At 35.9% G+C, this 17,980-nt stretch carries 16 protein-coding genes and 1 pseudogene; 10 read left to right on the top strand and 7 right to left on the bottom strand.

Annotation, left to right across the window (positions count from 1 at the left end; translation table 11 throughout):
• Nucleotides 1–3: 3 nt before the first annotated feature.
• The 6 genes from ABDJ41_RS20285 to ABDJ41_RS20260 form a co-directional block, all read right to left on the bottom strand.
• On the bottom strand, nucleotides 4–243 hold the full coding sequence (locus ABDJ41_RS20285; protein WP_349787949.1) for a hypothetical protein: 240 nt from the start codon (nucleotides 241–243) through the stop codon (nucleotides 4–6).
• A 151-nt stretch (nucleotides 244–394) separates the two neighbouring features.
• Nucleotides 395–2,380, bottom strand: coding sequence for an ATP-dependent nuclease (locus ABDJ41_RS20280; RefSeq protein WP_349787948.1), 1,986 nt, complete (start codon nucleotides 2,378–2,380; stop codon nucleotides 395–397).
• Between the two features lie 164 nt (nucleotides 2,381–2,544).
• On the bottom strand, nucleotides 2,545–3,009 hold the full coding sequence (locus ABDJ41_RS20275) for a hypothetical protein (RefSeq protein ID WP_349787947.1): 465 nt from the start codon (nucleotides 3,007–3,009) through the stop codon (nucleotides 2,545–2,547).
• Between the two features lie 154 nt (nucleotides 3,010–3,163).
• The gene (locus ABDJ41_RS20270) at nucleotides 3,164–3,907 is read right to left on the bottom strand and encodes a sugar transferase (RefSeq protein ID WP_349787946.1); all 744 of its coding nucleotides are present in this window, start codon (nucleotides 3,905–3,907) and stop codon (nucleotides 3,164–3,166) included.
• A 4-nt stretch (nucleotides 3,908–3,911) separates the two neighbouring features.
• Nucleotides 3,912–4,232 carry a hypothetical protein gene (locus tag ABDJ41_RS20265; protein WP_349787945.1) on the bottom strand — a complete coding sequence of 107 codons (321 nt, stop codon included), beginning with the start codon at nucleotides 4,230–4,232 and terminating at the stop codon, nucleotides 3,912–3,914.
• A gap of 477 nt (nucleotides 4,233–4,709) precedes the next feature.
• Nucleotides 4,710–6,632 (bottom strand): AIPR family protein, encoded by a 1,923-nt coding sequence (locus tag ABDJ41_RS20260; protein WP_349787944.1) that lies wholly within the window; start codon nucleotides 6,630–6,632, stop codon nucleotides 4,710–4,712.
• 495 nt (nucleotides 6,633–7,127) lie between these two features.
• Here ABDJ41_RS20260 and ABDJ41_RS20255 point away from each other — a divergent pair, with 495 nt between their 5' ends.
• On the top strand, nucleotides 7,128–7,892 hold the full coding sequence (locus ABDJ41_RS20255) for an ISAon1 family transposase (RefSeq protein WP_349787943.1): 765 nt from the start codon (nucleotides 7,128–7,130) through the stop codon (nucleotides 7,890–7,892).
• Nucleotides 7,877–8,092 (top strand): transposase, encoded by a 216-nt coding sequence (locus tag ABDJ41_RS23055; protein WP_502930355.1) that lies wholly within the window; start codon nucleotides 7,877–7,879, stop codon nucleotides 8,090–8,092. Before ABDJ41_RS20255 ends, ABDJ41_RS23055 begins: the two co-directional genes overlap by 16 nt.
• A 532-nt stretch (nucleotides 8,093–8,624) precedes the next feature.
• On the opposite strand, the pseudogene ABDJ41_RS20245 reads toward ABDJ41_RS23055, so the two are convergent.
• Nucleotides 8,625–8,923, bottom strand: a pseudogene (locus ABDJ41_RS20245) (chromate resistance protein ChrB domain-containing protein).
• A gap of 244 nt (nucleotides 8,924–9,167) precedes the next feature.
• Here ABDJ41_RS20245 and ABDJ41_RS20240 point away from each other — a divergent pair.
• The 8 genes from ABDJ41_RS20240 to ABDJ41_RS20205 all read left to right on the top strand — a co-directional run bounded on the left by ABDJ41_RS20240 (nucleotide 9,168) and on the right by ABDJ41_RS20205 (nucleotide 17,922).
• Nucleotides 9,168–9,590, top strand: coding sequence for a hypothetical protein (locus ABDJ41_RS20240; RefSeq protein WP_349787941.1), 423 nt, complete (start codon nucleotides 9,168–9,170; stop codon nucleotides 9,588–9,590).
• A 109-nt stretch (nucleotides 9,591–9,699) separates the two neighbouring features.
• Nucleotides 9,700–10,188, top strand: a complete 489-nt coding sequence (locus ABDJ41_RS20235; RefSeq protein ID WP_349787939.1) for a DUF3347 domain-containing protein — start codon at nucleotides 9,700–9,702, stop codon at nucleotides 10,186–10,188.
• Between the two features lie 159 nt (nucleotides 10,189–10,347).
• The gene (locus tag ABDJ41_RS20230; protein ID WP_349787938.1) at nucleotides 10,348–10,920 is read left to right on the top strand and encodes a DUF3347 domain-containing protein; all 573 of its coding nucleotides are present in this window, start codon (nucleotides 10,348–10,350) and stop codon (nucleotides 10,918–10,920) included.
• 5 nt (nucleotides 10,921–10,925) lie between these two features.
• The gene (locus ABDJ41_RS20225) at nucleotides 10,926–11,393 is read left to right on the top strand and encodes a heme-binding domain-containing protein (protein ID WP_349787937.1); all 468 of its coding nucleotides are present in this window, start codon (nucleotides 10,926–10,928) and stop codon (nucleotides 11,391–11,393) included.
• A gap of 22 nt (nucleotides 11,394–11,415) precedes the next feature.
• Nucleotides 11,416–14,001 carry a multicopper oxidase domain-containing protein gene (locus ABDJ41_RS20220; RefSeq protein ID WP_349787936.1) on the top strand — a complete coding sequence of 862 codons (2,586 nt, stop codon included), beginning with the start codon at nucleotides 11,416–11,418 and terminating at the stop codon, nucleotides 13,999–14,001.
• Between the two features lie 14 nt (nucleotides 14,002–14,015).
• On the top strand, nucleotides 14,016–16,565 hold the full coding sequence (locus tag ABDJ41_RS20215) for a heavy metal translocating P-type ATPase (RefSeq protein ID WP_349787935.1): 2,550 nt from the start codon (nucleotides 14,016–14,018) through the stop codon (nucleotides 16,563–16,565).
• Nucleotides 16,566–16,597: 32 nt separating this feature from the next.
• A complete protein-coding gene (locus ABDJ41_RS20210) occupies nucleotides 16,598–17,101 on the top strand; it encodes a DUF305 domain-containing protein (protein WP_349787934.1) in 504 nt (167 codons plus the stop codon).
• Nucleotides 17,101–17,922 (top strand): alpha/beta fold hydrolase, encoded by an 822-nt coding sequence (locus tag ABDJ41_RS20205; RefSeq protein ID WP_349787933.1) that lies wholly within the window; start codon nucleotides 17,101–17,103, stop codon nucleotides 17,920–17,922. The genes ABDJ41_RS20210 and ABDJ41_RS20205 overlap by 1 nt, the downstream gene beginning before the upstream one ends.
• Nucleotides 17,923–17,980: the final 58 nt, after the last annotated feature.

Genomic DNA, 17,980 nt, shown 5'->3' with positions numbered 1-17,980 from the left:
TTTTTACATAATTGGTAATTTAGTTACTGTTTGTTTATAGTGGTCCAGGAATTTTACCTCTTGAGATAGCAAGTCTATCAATGCGGTGTCTTTCAATACCCTCGTTTCGCTCTTATAGCTAAATGAATTATAATATGGTGTTTCATGAATAATGCTATAGGCTTGCTTTTGCTCTTCTCCCTTTGTAATGATGCGTAAATCAAAAGTCTGTATCTTGGTTAAGAAGAGTCCTACGTTCTGCATATCGATGATATTATATCTAAGCTATTTAACAAGGTAGGTGTTTTTCAAGATTATAGAGTTTAATACACCAAGAATTGCAGTTATAAACCATAATTATTTATTTTAGTTTAAATATTTTTGATAGTTAGGGGTGAAGAATGGCCATTTAGGTCTATTGCCTTTGAACATCGAACTTTTCTATAATCTGGTTGATGATTTCATTAATTTCATAGCTCCTATTCTTCACAACAACACCTTTCAACTCAATTTTGAGACGTTGAAACGTTATTTGTAAATGCGACTTGAAATAATCAGTAACTTTAGATAAGCCTGTTTTTCCATCACATAATGTTTTCCATTTTAGACGCCAATTTTGGTCAGAATAAATGACCTCGCACAAATTGTAATTTGATTCGAACTTTCTTCTAAGAATCGCGCTTACATCGTTTTCATCGAAGGTCTCATTTAGAAATCCTGCATAATCCATTGGGGAGTTCACAGGTACGCTTTTTTTGCGAAATATGTTATTAAGTTCCCCAATGCTGTTCCCATTTAGTTTATTTAAATGTTTTTTAAATACTTGCTCTCTTGTTTCTGATACAAGATCGAATATTTTACTTTCAATATCCTCAGACCTTAATGGAATTAGGGATGGATATAATGCTTCATGTTGAATGATTAAATCAGAGAAAATCTGCTCATCGAGAAAATAACTCTCAAACTCATGCCTATCAAGTATAATAAAGTGATCATCGAAGAATGTAGTGTTCTCACTTCTTAATTTTTCTATCTCTTGGTCAGTTCGGGTATCTCGATCAATAAGAAAACAGAAATGACTGTCATGTAAAAACTGTTTGATATTCATTATTTTCTTATAAGTATCAATAACCTGTGCGCATCCGTTTAATGGATGTACTTTTATATTATACTCATTAAAAAATATGTCAAAAAAATCGGTATCCGTTGATCCCTCAACAAAGAGTACTTTTGAATACATACTACTAATTCCTATCTCACGCAAAATTTTTTCTGAGTCGTCATAACCAATTTTCTTAAAGGAGTTGTCTATGTAATAGTTGCTTTCGTTGTGTAGGTTGTTGTATATTAGATTCTTAGAATGAGTTAATAGTACTATTTGAGAAAGATTATAATTCTTATAAACTGCCTTTGTCTCTTTTGGCAGCAGAATTCTATTCTTAGTCGCTAATTTAACAATGTATTCATTATAATCATTAGTGTTGGTGATATCATTGAGCATTTTAATAAATCGCATCAATAGATCCTCATGAAAATGATTTTCAGGCTCATCAATGACCAACATTCCAATTTCTTGAACGTAATTTATAAACAGTAAAAGATAAAATAAAACTTTTTCGCCAGAACTAAAGTTTCTAATATCGTAAAAAGAGGTATTCCTTCCAGAGGATGATTTGCCAAGTAGAACAAATTGGTTTACAAATTGATTTCCAGAAAAATTTGAAAGTTGAATTTGAGGGAGTAATTCCTTAAGTTGGATCTTTGCAATAATGAAATACAAATCCTTTCTTGGACGTGCGGGTACAAGTCTTTCTCGCAAATAGACCTTTATCAAACTAGTATAAATATTTTGGAAAATCTTGTCGGGATTTATTATTGTGTTTAACAGAAGATTTGAAAAATCAATCTGTTCGGTGATGGAAATATTGTCGTAAGATATGTCCGTTTCAATGAAGTTCTTATTAGAATCAATGTAAACAATAATGTCTTTAGGAGCATTTAAATTCCAATATTTACAAATAGCAACTTTATCAGCGTCACTGACCACTATTTCCCAATCAACAGTAGATTGTGAAAATTTTAGGCAAGAAACTTTAAACAAGGCAATTAGAGGCATTGATTCACCTTCAACGTCAATACTAAAAGAAAGCTGGATAAAAGAATTTTTAGTAGTGAAAAATTTTGCTAGTTCATTTTTTAAAGAATTCAGAATAAGCTTATTATCTGGAATTTGCATAGCGAAAAATGCTTTCTGACATAGGACAATACATTTAAATATTGTAGATTTTCCTGAACCATTCTTCCCGCTAACAGTATTTACATTAGTAGTATCACTAAAATCAAATTCAGCAATTTCTGTAAAATTTCGAATATTTTTGAAAACAACTTTCTGAAGCTTCATTGTTATGTTTAAGTCGTTATTTAGATGAGTAGGTAAAAATGCATATTTATATGAGAATTGTAATTGTTAATGCTATTCTTTATATGGAATAAACTTAATCTAGGTCAGTTAATGGTTTGCTAAGATGATTAGTTCTATAAGACTGATTCATTTAAAAAGAATAATTAAATCTGCCCAATTATTAATGATATTATTATGTCAAGAATATTATTTGCAGCTTTTTCATTTAAAACTTGTTCGTTTAAAGTAGGTGACCAAAAGCTGCTAATCCAAATTGTATGGTATCCAAATTTAGAAGCAATCTCATCGACCTTTTTAACTGTCTGACCTTCGGTTCGAGTTGCACAAATAATTATGTCACAACCACCCATTTCGATATTAAAATCTTTGTCGGCAAGTTTTCTTAAAGTATCTTGTGTTATAATTCTTGAACTTGGATCACCTTGACTCTCAAAGCCAATCCTAATTCCATTTAATTCAACAGTACTGAGAATGTCTCCTGAAAAATCTACAATAGGGTTAAATATTGCATTTGGATAACGTGAGATCAAAAATTCGTAAGCTAATTTTATTGTGGTAGATTTTCCTTCAGCTTGCCTACCGTATATGGCTATAATTGTTTTATTCATATGAGACCGTTGTTATTTATAGATTCCAAGAAAGTTAGAAAAACTTCATCATAAAACAAACGATAGATGAAAAATCTTAAATCTTTGTATCAAAGTAGCTAAAAAAACATAATTATAAAATACTTGTGTTGAGGAGCCAGAACAAATTGTAAAATTAATATTCAGTATTTAAACCAAGTATAACTACGGACGATAAGAGAACCTTTATATCAAATACTAGGCTTTTGCGTTCTGCATAAAATGCATCCAAAATATACATGTGATCGGGTTTGATTTTTTTTCTGCGTACTCCAATAGTATGGAGACTGGCCAACCCAGGTTTTACACTTAATATGATCTCCTTGTACTGTGCCGGTACTTTAACTAAATTTTTTGGGTCACTAAGATAAAGACTTCTTCCAACCAATGAAACTGAACCCATTAATACATTAAATAATATAGGAATTTCATCGATAGAAGTCTTAACAAGAAAAGTTCCAAATTTGGTGTAGTTTATTTTTTGTTTCTCAATTGAATTTCCCGTCGGTTTTACTTGTGCTAATTTAAAAGTCCTAAACTTTATGCAATGAAATGGCTTTCCATCTAAACCTATGTATAAATTCAAGTTAAATATTGGCCCTTTGCTTTCAAGTTTTATTATAACAGCAACCAAAATAAATAGCGGCAACAAAAAAAATAACATAAAGCAAGCGATAAATATTTCAAGATATCTTGTCCATTTAGTTTCCGTTATAGCGTGCGGGCCATCGAGATTAATAACCGCATTGTCCATATCACGATCAATCTCAGGTACTACCTTTTTATTAATGTAATAAGATAAGAACATAAATGCAACGATAAAAGTCACCAGCCCTAGAAGAAATAAAATTGTAATCCATAACTTATCAATATTCTGCATAGCCTTATTCTTCTATAGGTTGGTATTTAAACTTAAAAAACATGCCCGTAATAATTGGAAATCCTATTGCCAGTATAAAAAATACTTCCATATGATTAACCTTAATGGTCAGATAAGTAAGGGTTAGTAAAATACAATCTAAAACAATAATTACATTCAACGTCCCCCTGCATAATCTTTCCAAAATAGTTTTAGCACCATTAATGTTTATGTTAAGGTTAATAATACTAATCATTAAACTGTAGATGAGGAAATCACTAACTTCATAGGTAGAGGTCATATTTAGTTGTCCCCCAGGGCCAAAAATATTAACAAATAGTTTCAACCCAATAGGAGCTAAAGGGAGAATTAGGTTAAGAAATATCCAACCTAAAAACGGTAATATCTTTTTATTTGTCTCTATGATGCGTAAATTTTAACGAATATAATAACTTGCCAGCCATCTGACTAATATATGGTAAGCATTTTTCATCTTGGTTAATTTTTCGCGACTGAATAATTGAGGGGTTTATCCGCAAGTTCTTAGAATCTTAAGAGTTATCTGATTATTTTGCCTAAATGTATTTATGAAGATATGGAGCACAAAAATCAGAAAAAATTTATCCAACAGGCTAAAGGTGCTGTAAAAACATTAGAAAACAATGTGTTGACAACAGAGTGATAACAATGGGCAGTTTGAATGCCCTTGTTCTTGTTACGCTGTATTTATATCGTATTGATTTTGACACCGCAAATCTGTGGGAATGTGACTTTAATTTACTACAAGTGCATTCAAGTCCGACTTGTAATTATATAATTCAATCTACAAAATTTGATTATTTTTTTGCCGCGATCTAACACCTTGTTGAATTAGTATATTGATTGCTTTATTAACAGTTGAAACTGCAACATTAAGTTTGTAAGCAACTTCATTTTTTGTTCCTTTTGGCCAAGGTTGATCCGGTAATAAGTTGTTCACCTCCTCAAGAAAAGCCTTGTCAAGTTCAATAATTCTGCGTTTTATAAAAGGGGTTTTAATTGGTAGACTTAAAATCTCTATACCTTCAATATTGAATTTAATTGCAGCTTTTTCGTAAATATTCGAGTTCAGATTATCACGTTTAGAATTATTCCCAATTAGATTGCTAGACTTTATAAATAGATAGGTCTCAGTTATTTGATCACTTGTAAATAAGTTGACGTCAAACTTCAGAAGTTCTTGTACCCCATAATTATATTTGCCAAATAGCTTTGAGACAGTTAAAAACGATACTATATGCCGATACCTTTTCAAAAATCCATCATTACTATATTTTCCTGTTGGTCTATGTAACTCTAGCACTTCATCTGTTTTGATCAATATTTTTGCAATTATTGGCCAGATTTCCAGAGGCGTCTTTTCCGAAAAAACCTCTTCATAAGACTGTTCATTTCTCATGAATTTAGATTTCAGTAAGGGTGCTCTTTTTGGTCTTCTAAGTATGAGGCTAAGAAAACCTGCTGCTATATACAATGGTGTCACTATAAGTGTTGAAACTATCCCTTGGCTTGCATAATAGTTCGTTCTTCTTTCATAATAAATGCCGTGTCTCAAAAGAACATCTTCAATATCGCGCTGGATTTTATCGGTTGCATGCAGCGCTGATAGCTCCACAATGGTTTGGTTATTTGTTGCTCTTATTATTGAATCCCTAATTGTAAGATCATTCGATACCAGAATCTTAACTAAAACCGATCTTTCATTGTAATCTCTTAAACCAGATTGAAAGTGTTTATAGATAGATTCAGTTGTCTGTAAACCATTTACAATTTGAATATCTTCAATATGAATGGTTTTGCCTATTACTTGTGCAGAAGTAGCTAATATGGTTACTCCATTATTCAGCCACCAAAAATCAGGAGAATCATTATCTTCCAAGGTGGCTTTAATATCTTCATTAACTCGATTAAGCCCCATATATGCCCTCACATTAGAGTCAAACAAATAGCGCCTTAGCTTAGACGATTCATCAATGATAAAGTTGTAGTAGTCAGATAGTTTACTTAATAAAACATATCTTTCTCCCTTTGCAAGTACTTCAATAAACGGTAGCTCTAGAGAGAAGTTTGGAACTTTTCTGCTTAAATCTACTAAATCGGAACTGCCGCAGAAAATAAATTCCGCGTTACATGCGCCGAACGATTGCTTAGTTATTTTAACGATTTGGTTTCCTCTCGACTTAATCGATTCACCCACATCACTCGAATCGCCACGAGATGCGTAGATAATCTTAACAGAAAAAGAATTCAGCTTATGTGCAAGACGTCTGTATGCCGCCACTAACCATCCTCTTTGCTTAAGTAACTTATCATTATAGTCTCCCTTTAAGTCTTTATCTTCTACACCAAAATCAAAAATTTCCGTGAGTGAGGCTGCAATGTTATCTAAAGGTGCTTGTTTGAAGGTATCGCCGTGCTTACAGGTAATTACGAAAACCTCAAGATCTGAATTACTTTTGGGCCAAAAAAAAGAGTTAGGATCAGTTACTAAGTGACCATTGACCAGAATATAGAAACCATCGATACCTCCATCATTTTTCCCATCGACTAATCCGGCTAAGACTTCATCTGTCGTTAGATCAAAATCTTTCATTATCTGTTCTATTGCAAAATATTCAAATGCCTCATCACGTTTTTCGGATGGTAGTTTCTGGAGTATTCTATCGTCCAAAATGCCATCTATCAGAACTGAATCATTTTTAGCCATATTCTCGTTAATTTAAAACGATTAATATAGTGTTTCTCTTTAGTTTTTCGATAATTTTTTATTTTTAGAACTTCCAATTTTAATATTTTTAGTGATCTTTAAATCACTAAGAATTTCGTAAAAAAGCAATTTTTTATCAGTTTGCGAGGTGGCTTTTGCATAAGGAATCTTTTATAAATGCTTTTTAATGAAATTTTTTCTTATTTTTATGTTATAGCAATTGCAGCTAAAAACTTATAAAATAAATGGTGAGCGATTAGGTGAGTCAAAATCGAAAACCGCATAAAATACTATTTAAACGCTGATATTTGAACGAGGTTCGAATCCCAGCGGGATCACGTTACCGGAGTAAAATTTTTCAAGAAATTTTATTCCGGTTTTTTTATGTCTTAACTTCTTGTTAATGTGATAGATAAGTTGAAGAATCAAGCGGAATTGTTGGGGGAAGAAAATAAATTCTTTCTTTTGCATTTGTAAAACAATCTATTTTTCATTTTGAGTCAAGCCGAGCAAACCTTAATCAGTTTATTATTACCAGAAGGTACTCTGGATTATTTTGAGATAACGCAAGTAGAAAAGGTAGAAAAGAAGCTAAAGATCTACCTTGAGGAGCAGAATATAGCCCCTGATGGGTATGATAAAAAAGCCCTTGAATCCAAAGGTTTCTTTCCGGAAGTTGAGATTCAGGATTTTCCTATTCGCGGTCAAAAAGTTGCTTTATGCATTGCTATTGTAGCTATGATTAAAGGCACAGTAGCCGAAGATATTATAAGCGTATTGAGGCGAATACCTGAAAGACTTCGAAAAAGGGTATGGGAAGTTACTATGGATATGGCTGCAAATATGCAATTGGCTATCAAGAGATGTTTTGTCAATGTGCGCAGAATTATTGATCGTTTCCATTTACAAAAGCTTGCTTATAACGCGGTTCAGGAAGTTCGGATTAAATATCGGTGGGAAGCTATGGATCAGGAAAATGAGGCTGTAGCTAAAGCCAGGCAGACAAGAACAAGCTATATACCGGAAATATTGGATAATGGCGATACTTTGAAACAATTGTTGGCAAGAAGTAGATATTTACTGTTCAAACACTTTAGTAAATGGACAGGATCACAGCAACAACGTGCCAAATTGCTTTTTGAACGATATCCCATGATTAAAAAAGCTTATGATTTATCCATCAAACTCGGTGATATATTTAAGAATTGTACGCAAAGAGATCTTGGCTTTACCCGATTGGCTTTATGTACAATCATGTAGAAGACAGCGGAATTGAAGGCTTTAAAACAGTAGCAAGATCCATTTATACACATCGCTTTTCCATCGTCAACTTCTTTGTTAATAGGAGTACAAATGCTTCTGCGGAAGCATTCAATGCAAAAGTGAAAGCGTTCCGAGCTGCTTCATTGATTTTAACGTTTCTATGTATTTCCCCATCAAAAACCCATTTTTCAGGATAAATCGAACTCACAATTGCCCTATTTACTTCAGAATCTGCTGTTGCGTAGCATTCAGTGAGGTTTTTAAGGTTAGTGACTTCTAAATCAGCTAAACCAGCTATGTCAAGATCCTGATTAGCCAGCTGATTTAACTCCTTTAACTCTGCTTCGCATATTGCGATGGCATTTTCGATTTCTTTTCTGATTTTTTGATCACTCTTTTACAGCATCTGATGCATCCGTTTGGCACGGAATAACATGGTCAACTTCTCCGGAATATACACAGTGAAAGGTTAGTATCAATCTGATCTTGAATAATGGTTTTTAGTTCAGTCGCCCAGACCGGTATTTTCCCTGTAGTTCCTTTTTTTAGAAATTTTTGGTACACATCAACCAGTAATTGTTCTACAGGACTTTCTGTGTGTTTCACATTTTGAAGATGTTTTGCCTAGGTGTATAGTGCATTATAGATAACTGTTCCTGCTGCTAACAGTTCTAAATCATCTTTGATGTTATAAGCCATTCCAGCGACAATCGCCCATAATCCGGCACACTAGCTGGATAGGTGATGTTGGTCGGTATCTGCACCTCTCACGATAGGTGCCATTGCATCAAGCACAGGGTCATTTAATTCGTACTTTTTAATTAGGGCATCAAAAGTACATTCATCTTTTTGATGCGTTAGTTCAACATCTGGTACATCAAATGGGATTGCATTTAATTCTTTACTGATCTCAATAACCTGATCGAATGGTACATAAAAAAAACTGAATTCTTATCAATGAAATTCTTGATTAGCCAGGGACAAGCAATGCGGTCGTTTTTTGGTCTTTCACGGGTGATCCAGTTCATTTTATCATTAACTATACATCAAACTTATGATTACTTTTTGATCATTAAATAGTATATGGGTTTTAGTTGTTATTTGCCTTAGTTAACCCTGTATGTTAAAATTGATCTCCGATATATTGTTGATAATAAGTGAGTTATTTCTATGTTTCAACAAAATTGCTTTGTCCAGAGGACCTATCAGATGTAAAAAAAACGCGGAATTATGTAAATTTATTTTTGCACCTTTATATAGGTTTGTTTAATCATGAAAAGTAAAGCTATCTTTCTGTTAGTGATATTTTTGCTCAATACCGTTGTAGGTTTTGGTTGCGCTTTAGCAATGGAGGTGGGTGATCATGATGAACCTGCTCATCATGGACACAAAGATCATGATCACCATCATGCGGGTGGACATGAACACAAAACTACCCCAATATCTGGGCAGAATTTTACAAAAGAAGATCCTTGCTGTAAAACTTTAGTGAATGATTTGGCTACTCAAAGCAAATTAGTTCCTGAAATTAGCAAAGTGCAGTTTTTTTTACCTGTATTGTGGCTTACTGATCATTCTTACTCTTTATTAATTCCCGTAACAGATGTTAAACTTGGTCGAGGCGCCTATGCAGATCATAGAGAAAGACCGCCTAACAAGGACATTCGTATAGTCATTCAAAGTTTTCAGATATAAGATTTAATGTGAGATGTTGAACCCGGTAAAATGGGGGATTAGCATATAATAAACTCCGCATAGCTACCGCTATGACCAAGATTTAGTCTAAACATTAAATTATTACATCATGAAAAAGATATTTTTAGTAGTTGCTGTAATTGCAACTGCGTGGACCAACCCTGGTTTCGCCCAAAGTACTCAGACACAATCATTGTTAACTGCTTACTATGACATCAAAAATGCCTTAGTAAACTCTGATGCGGCAATGGCAGCATCAAAAGCAAGCGAATTTTCTAAAGCATTGGCAAGTGTTGACATGAAGTCTATGCCCAAAGCAGAAATGACAACCTTCATGGGGTTTCAGGATAAACTTGCATTTGATGCCAAACATATCTCCGAAACAAAAGACATTTCCCACCAAAGGGAACATTTCGCTAATTTTTCAACAAATCTTTTTAAACTGGCTAAGGCAATAAAACTTACTAAAGACCCAGTTTATTATGACTATTGTCCAATGAAAAAAAGTTATTGGCTTTCTGATAATGCTGCGATCAAAAATCCTTATTACGGAAAGCAAATGTTAACCTGCGGAGCCGTAAAGGAAACTTTAAAGTAATCTGGTTGTTAATTGTACAGCTTCACCTTTATGTGGGTGTTCTGGCTGTACAATTGACATTCGGATTTTATCAAATAATTCTGCTATAGGATAACACAAGTATGCTTTGTTCCGCTATGCAGGTAATCAAACATTTAAAAAGATTTTATTAAAAATACGATGAAAATATTAATTTATAGCTCAGTTTTTTCCTTATTATTTCTAGCAGCCTGTTCTAATGGTAGTAATAAAACTCAGTCAACCACTCCTTCAGACGCTACAGCAACATCGGCCGCTGCATCTGAATCTTCAGAAAAAGGCACTTCTACTGCCGCAGTATTAGCCTCATACCTCAAATTAAAAAATGCCTTTACGAATGATAATGATAAAGAGGCCGCAGCAGCTGGAAATGAAATGGTAACGGCTCTTGCCAGTTTCTACAAAAAATCTTTAACACCAGAGCAGGATAAAGCTTTTACCGATATACACGATGATGCTAAAGGGCATGCCGAACATATTGGAGCTAATGTTGGAAACATTGCACATCAACGTGAACATTTCGATATGTTGAGTAAGGATATGTACGACCTCGTTAAACTACTTGGCGCTAATCAACCGCTGTATGTGGATCACTGTCCGATGTACAATAACAATAAGGGAGCAATCTGGTTGAGCGAGGTAAAGGATATTAAAAACCCTTATCTGGGAAAAGCGATGCCAACTTGCGGAACTGTTAAAGAAGAATTAAAATAATAGGCATGAAAGGCATAAAGAAAATACTTCTTGGACTATTGGTGATTTTTATACTTATTCAATTTGTACAACCTGCCCGCAATAAAAGCGGGCAGGTTATGCCGAATGATATTTCTAAAATAGTTTCCGTACCCTCAGATGTACAGGGTATTCTAAAAAAAGCCTGTTATGACTGCCATAGTAATAATACTGAGTATCCCTGGTATGTCAATATACAGCCCATGCACTGGTTTATGAATTACCATATACAATCTGGTAAAAAAGAATTAAACTTTAATGAATTTGGTACCTACACGCCAAGACGACAGCAGAATAAATTACGCTCCATAGAGAATAGTTTAAAAGATGGTAGTATGCCCTTATCGTCCTACACCCTGATGCATAGAAATGCCATTTTGAGTGAAGCGGAGAAATCCCTAATTATCAACTGGGTGCAAAATTCAAAGGATAGTTTGAACAAAAAGAATCTTTAACTAATCATTAATCATCGAATAAATGAAAAATATACTAACGGTTTTCTTATTGATCTTCTACTCTGCGGTTTCTGCCCAGGATGTTAAGAAAATGAAAATATCCGATAAAAAGCAAGACGGTGCTGAGCCAGTTCAGAAGGTAATTTACACCTGTCCAATGCATCCGGAAATTCATGCGCCCAAGCCAGGGAATTGTCCTAAGTGCGGAATGAAATTGGTACCTGAAAAGGCTAAAGCAGCTCCAACAAAACATGACGAAATGAAGATGCCTATGAAAGATGCTCCAAAGGATGGAATGGAGAGCATGGAAGGTATGCAGATGGGAGACAACAGTGCTACAATGGAAAATATTAAAAAAGCCAAAACAAATTTAGGCCCGATTAAAACCATTGCTTCTAATCAACCACCTCGAACCGTGCGCTATGACCTTTATATTGCTGATACTACAGTAACTTTTGGAAAAAAAACAAAAAGGGCTATTGCAGTAAACGGACAGATACCAATGCCAACGCTAACTTTTACCCAAGGTGATACGGCATTGATATATGTACATAATAAACTTGATGAAGAGACCTCTCTGCACTGGCATGGTCTGTTTTTGCCGAATAAAATGGATGGTGTACCATTTCTTACCCAAATGCCTATTAAGCCACATTCTACTTATATCTATAAATTCCCGATCGTTCAGCATGGTACACATTGGTATCATAGTCATAGTGAACTGCAGGAACAGATTGGGATGTACGGTGCTTTTATCATGAACAAAAGAAAAGAGTGGGACATTCCAACTATCCCGGTAGTTCTTAGCGAATGGACAGATATGAAACCAGAAGAAGTACACCGTAGCCTGAAAAATGCCAACGACTGGTTTGCCATTAAGAAAGGAACGACCCAAAGTTATGCCGAAGCCATTAGAACAGGTCATTTTAAAACAAAAGTGGCTAATGAATGGAAGCGTATGAATGCTATGGATGTAAGTGATGTGTACTATGATACTTTTCTGATCAATGGTAAGAACCAGAATGTTCAACCACAATTTAAAGCGGGAGACAAAGTAAGGCTTCGTATTGCCAATGGCGGGGCATCTGATTATTTCTGGTTAACTTATTCTGGTGGTAAAATAACCGTGGTAGCTACTGATGGAAATGATGTGGAGCCTGTTGAAGTTGACAGGCTAATTATAGCTGTATCCGAAACGTACGATGTGGTAGTCACCATTCCGGAAAATAAAAGTTATGAATTTTTGGTTACACCCGAAGACCGTACCAAATCTGCTTCACTTTGGTTTGGTAAGGGAGAAAAAGTTCCCGCTCAAAAACTGCCTAAGCTGAAATACTTTGCCGGAATGAAGATGATGAACGACATGATGGATATGAACGGTAACATGATCGAAATGAAGGGCATGAAAATGCAGAACCAGGTTATGGACATGAACACTGTCATGTACCCCGAAGTAACGGGGGAAGAGCGTCCGAAAAAAGAAAGCAAAAAAGCAGTTATGCCGGGCATGCAAATGTCTAATGAAAAAAGCATGGCAGGTATGAATATGACAGCAGAAAGCCCCGACATCATTACATTGAACTACAATATGCTTCGTGATCCAAGGAAAACAACTTTACCTAAGGGACCATGGAAAGAACTAAAGTTTGATCTAACTGGGAATATGAACCGATATGTATGGACTCTGGATAACAAAACAGTTTCAGAAAGTGATAAAATCCCTATCAAAAAAGGTGAAAATGTAAGGATTATCTTATTCAACAATAGTATGATGCGTCACCCTATGCACCTGCACGGTCATGATTTCAGGATTGTCAATGGACAAGGTGAATATGCTCCTATGAAAAACATTATAGACATTATGCCGATGGAAAGGGATACGCTTGAATTTGCTGCCACAGAACCTGGTGGTGATTGGTTTTTCCATTGTCATATCCTGTATCACATGATGAGTGGCATGGGTAGGGTATTCAGTTATGAAAATTCTTTACCTAATCCAGAAATACCAAATCCGAAATTGGCGCAGCGTAAGTTGTTTAGTGATGATAGGGAGTTTCATCCCATGGCGAGAATTGGAATTGAAAGTAATGGAAGTGATGGCGAAATCATGTTGGCAAATACCCGCTACCGTTTCACTACGGAATGGAGAGTGGGTTTTCAAGCTCATCATGGTTATGAAAGTGAAAGTCATTTCGGTAGATACCTTGGAAGAAATCAATGGCTCTTTCCTTATGTTGGTTGGGATTTTCGTAAACGAACGGTTGATCCGACGGAGAAGAATATTTTCGGACAAAAAACTGCACCCGGGAATAATCTTTTCGGACAGGGCAATACAAAAAACTTTAGACAGGTAATTCATTTGGGGGTACAGTACACTTTGCCAATGCTAATTGTCGCAGATGCTTCTGTCGATCATAAAGGAAATGTGAGATTTCAATTGACCAGAGAAGATGTACCTATATCCAAAAGATTGCGCTTTCAATTTATGGTCAATACCGATAAAGAGTATATGGCAGGATTTAGATATATCGTTACCAAGTATTTTGGCCTTTCTACCCACTATGACAGTGACATGGGCTATGGCGCCGGACTAACATTAAATTATTAATTAACATTTACATTATGAAGCATACCTATAAAATAACAGGAATGACCTGCCAGGGCTGTCGTAGTAAAGTTGAAGACGCCTTAAATAATATTGATGGGATTTCTGCAAAAGTTACCCTGGAACCAGCTGAAGCAACGATCACAATGGATAAGCATATTTCCACCGAAAAATTGCAGGAAGTTCTTTCGGCTGCCGGGAGTTATAAGATACAAATGTCAGGTTTCCATAAGAACACAGAGGATAAACAAATACATAATCGCGGTCATCAGGAACATGCAAAGTCTACGCATGGCCATCATGGTAATGCCCCATTAAAGGTTCATAAAAGTGAAACCGGAGTATACTATTGTCCGATGCATTGTGAAGGTGATAAAACTTATGATAAACCCGGTCATTGCCCGGTTTGTGGAATGGACTTGCTGAAGAAACCAGAGTTAAAGCAGGCCACTCAATTTACTTGTCCTATGCACCCCGAAATTATCAGAGATCAGCCTGGTTCATGTCCGATATGCGGAATGGATTTGGTTCCATTGGGCGTTAATTTGGAAGAGGAGGATAAAACTTATGAAATGCTTTTGCACAAGTTTAAGATCGCAACGATTTTTACCATACCTATCTTTTTGATTGCAATGTCTGAGATGATACCAGGTAATCCTATTTTCAAGTTGATGGGACTGAAATATTGGAACTGGGTTCAGTTTGCATTTTCTATCCCAGTGGTGTTTTATGCAACATGGATGTTCTTTCAGCGTGCTTGGCGATCCATAGTTACATGGAAATTAAATATGTTTACCTTGATTGGTATTGGTGCGGGGGTAGCTTGGTTATTTAGTCTTGTCGCCCTGCTTTTTCCTGATGTTTTTCCAGATCAGTTTAAAACCCATCACGGTACGGTCTATGTTTATTTTGAAGCAGCAACTGTTATCCTGACTTTAGTCTTGCTTGGTCAGCTTTTGGAGGCCAGAGCGCACGGGAAAACAAACAGTGCTATTAAAGAGCTGTTGAAACTGGCACCCAATACTGCTACCAGGATTGTAGGCGAAAAAGAAACGACAGTTTCCATAGATGATATTCAGAAAGGGGACATGTTACGGGTGAAGCCGGGCGAAAAGATACCTGTTGACGGCAGTATTAAAGTTGGGGAAGTGACGATTGACGAATCTATGATTTCAGGTGAACCTATTCCGGTTGAAAAGAAACCTGGGGACAAAGTTAGTTCTGGAACAATCAATGGTAATAAAACCTTTGTCATGCTTGCGGAGAAAGTAGGCTCGGAAACACTGTTGTCCCAAATCATTGAAATGGTGAATTCTGCAAGTCGTTCAAAAGCGCCTATCCAAAAAATGGCCGATAAGATTTCAGGTTATTTTGTGCCTGTAGTGGTTTTGATTGCCATAGCTACATTCGTAGTATGGGCAATGTACGGCCCTGATCCTGCGTATGTCTACGCTTTTGTAAATGCTATTGCTGTATTGATTATCGCCTGTCCATGTGCGCTTGGTTTGGCTACGCCGATGTCTGTAATGGTGGGGGTAGGAAAAGGGGCACAGTCTGGCGTGTTGATTAAGAATGCAGAATCGCTCGAAAAAATGAATGCTATTGATGTGGTGATTATTGATAAAACCGGAACAGTAACCGAAGGGAAACCATCAGTTGAAAAGGTCGTTGGTATAAATCCTGATTTTGATGAAAAGAAAGTCCTTGAAAGAATTGTAGCATTAAATAGCAGCAGTGAACACCCTTTAGCGCAGGCAACGCTTCGTTATGGGGAAGAAAAAAAGGTCAGCGTTCAACCTATCTCAAATTTTGAAGCTGTAACTGGTAAAGGCGTAACGGGTACATTAAAGCAGGAAAAACTTGCTTTAGGCAACCAAAAATTAATGGAACATGTTAAAGCTGAAATTGATCCTGAATTAGAAGAGCAGGTTAAGGCCGCACAAAAAGAAGGTAAAACAGTTTCTTATTTAGCAGTTGGAAATAAAGCTGTTGGCTTTGTGGTTATTTCTGATAAAATCAAGTCATCTAGTGCTGCTGCTATCAAAAAACTTCAGGAAGAGGGTTTACAGGTGATCATGTTTACAGGAGACAATGAGGATACAGCAAGAGCAGTGAGTCAAACCTTAAATTTAGATGGCTTCAAAGCTGGGATGTTACCGGAAGATAAACTGAACGAAGTAAAAAAATTGCAAGCTGAAGGAAAGAAAGTGGCTATGGCGGGCGATGGGATCAATGATGCACCGGCATTATCTCAGGCAGATATTGGGATTGCTATGGGCACTGGAACTGATGTTGCTATTGAAAGTGCAGCAATTACCCTTGTAAAGGGCGATTTGAATGGTATTGCAAAAGCCCGTTTATTAAGCCACAAGGTTATGGGTAATATCAAAGGAAACCTTTTCTTTGCGCTCGGATACAATGTATTGGGAATCCCTGTAGCTGCGGGACTTTTATATCCTTTTTTTGGAATTCTACTGTCACCGATGATAGCTGCACTTGCCATGAGTTTCAGTTCAGTATCCGTCATTCTGAACTCCCTGCGCCTTAGAAGTGCAAGAATCGACTAATTTTTAATTAAATACATTTAATCACATTAATTATGGAACATAAAGATCATAAGCAAATGGAAATGCCACAAAATCATGGCAACCATTACAAAAAGCTGCTCATTATGGCAGTACTTTCTTTCATAGCCATGTATATTCTGATGTACTCAATGGCTAATAGCCTGGAAAATGTATATCCTAATATCAACCAATTTTATATGGCGGGGCTGATGACCATGCCAATGATTATCATTGAACTCATTTTAATGGGAAAAATGTATGGCAATAAAAAACTGAATATAAGTTTGATTACGATATGCTCAGTTGGCTTAGTTGCATTCTTTTTACTAATTCAATCTCAAACAGCCGTTTCAGATAAACAATTTTTAAAAGGAATGATTCCCCATCATGCAGCAGCAATTTTAATGAGTGAGCAATCAAAATCAAATGATCCGGAAATTAAAAAGTTGCAGCAGGAAATTATTTCCAGTCAGCAGGAAGAGATTAGCGTGATGAAGGCAAAATTAAAATCTCTGAATGAGAAACAAGGGAACTAATGCTAGATCATCAGTATTTCAATTTCCTAGCTAAGGATGGGTGTAAGCTGAATGCTGCAATATTTAAGCCCAAGAATAACATATCAAAATCAACTGTGATATTACTACATGGCGGAGGACCTGATCATCAAAGTTTATTGCCTCTTGCCAAACGTCTTTGCTATAATAGAACTCTTGTTCTACCTGATGTAAGAGGATATGGTAAATCAGTTTGTTATGATCCAACCAACTATACCTGGGCTAATTATGCTTCAGATGTTATTGATTTATTGAATTATCTACAAATTCCTGACGCCATTATTGGAGGAGCGGGCATAGGTACGACTATAAGCTTAAAGGCTGCGGTTACTTATCCAGAAAGAGTAAGAGGTCTCGTATTGATCAGTGTAGAAGATATTGAAGATGATGAGCATAAGGCCGGAGAGGTAGTTTTTTTTGAAAAATACATGGATCAAATTAGAGAAAATGGATTAGCAGCGGCATGGGAATCGATTTTGAATAATCTTTCCCCCGTAATTGGGGCAATGGTTCGGGACGGTATACCCAGATCGGATACTAAAAGTATTCTCGCAGCGGCATCAATTGTTTACGACAGGGCTTTTTATCATATAAATGAGCTTCGAGAAATTTCTGTGCCTTTACTTATTGTACCTGGAAATGATCAAAGACACCCTTCAGAATTGGCGATACAGCTCACTCAATTGCTTAAACAAGCTGTGCTTTCAGATATTGGTCTGTCAGATGAAATTAGATCGATCGAGGATTTTGCGAATGCGTTTGCTCCTGTAATTAATAATTTTTTAAAGTCCAGGTCATGGTAGAGATTTATCATTTCTAAAATATTAATTTTAGCAGAGATTGCTATTTCCGCTTTGGGCT

Origin of the sequence: Pedobacter sp. ASV1-7 (assembly GCF_040203335.1) — a bacterium.
Lineage (GTDB): Bacteria > Bacteroidota > Bacteroidia > Sphingobacteriales > Sphingobacteriaceae > Pedobacter.
This window is presented reverse-complemented; position numbering and strand designations above follow the sequence as displayed.

Excerpts from the sequence above, each read along its gene's own strand:
- ABDJ41_RS20240 (WP_349787941.1), top strand. The coding sequence starts at position 9,168 with ATGAAAAGTAAAGCTATCTTTCTGTTAGTGATATTTTTGCTCAATACC.
- ABDJ41_RS20225 (WP_349787937.1), top strand. The coding sequence starts at position 10,926 with ATGAAAGGCATAAAGAAAATACTTCTTGGACTATTGGTGATTTTTATA.
- ABDJ41_RS20285 (WP_349787949.1), bottom strand. The coding sequence starts at position 243 with ATGCAGAACGTAGGACTCTTCTTAACCAAGATACAGACTTTTGATTTA.
- ABDJ41_RS20280 (WP_349787948.1), bottom strand. The coding sequence starts at position 2,380 with ATGAAGCTTCAGAAAGTTGTTTTCAAAAATATTCGAAATTTTACAGAA.
- ABDJ41_RS20235 (WP_349787939.1), top strand. The coding sequence starts at position 9,700 with ATGAAAAAGATATTTTTAGTAGTTGCTGTAATTGCAACTGCGTGGACC.
- ABDJ41_RS20205 (WP_349787933.1), top strand. The coding sequence starts at position 17,101 with ATGCTAGATCATCAGTATTTCAATTTCCTAGCTAAGGATGGGTGTAAG.
- ABDJ41_RS20220 (WP_349787936.1), top strand. The coding sequence starts at position 11,416 with ATGAAAAATATACTAACGGTTTTCTTATTGATCTTCTACTCTGCGGTT.
- ABDJ41_RS20275 (WP_349787947.1), bottom strand. The coding sequence starts at position 3,009 with ATGAATAAAACAATTATAGCCATATACGGTAGGCAAGCTGAAGGAAAA.
- ABDJ41_RS20270 (WP_349787946.1), bottom strand. The coding sequence starts at position 3,907 with ATGCAGAATATTGATAAGTTATGGATTACAATTTTATTTCTTCTAGGG.
- ABDJ41_RS20230 (WP_349787938.1), top strand. The coding sequence starts at position 10,348 with ATGAAAATATTAATTTATAGCTCAGTTTTTTCCTTATTATTTCTAGCA.
- ABDJ41_RS23055 (WP_502930355.1), top strand. The coding sequence starts at position 7,877 with ATGTACAATCATGTAGAAGACAGCGGAATTGAAGGCTTTAAAACAGTA.
- ABDJ41_RS20215 (WP_349787935.1), top strand. The coding sequence starts at position 14,016 with ATGAAGCATACCTATAAAATAACAGGAATGACCTGCCAGGGCTGTCGT.
- ABDJ41_RS20260 (WP_349787944.1), bottom strand. The coding sequence starts at position 6,632 with ATGGCTAAAAATGATTCAGTTCTGATAGATGGCATTTTGGACGATAGA.
- ABDJ41_RS20210 (WP_349787934.1), top strand. The coding sequence starts at position 16,598 with ATGGAACATAAAGATCATAAGCAAATGGAAATGCCACAAAATCATGGC.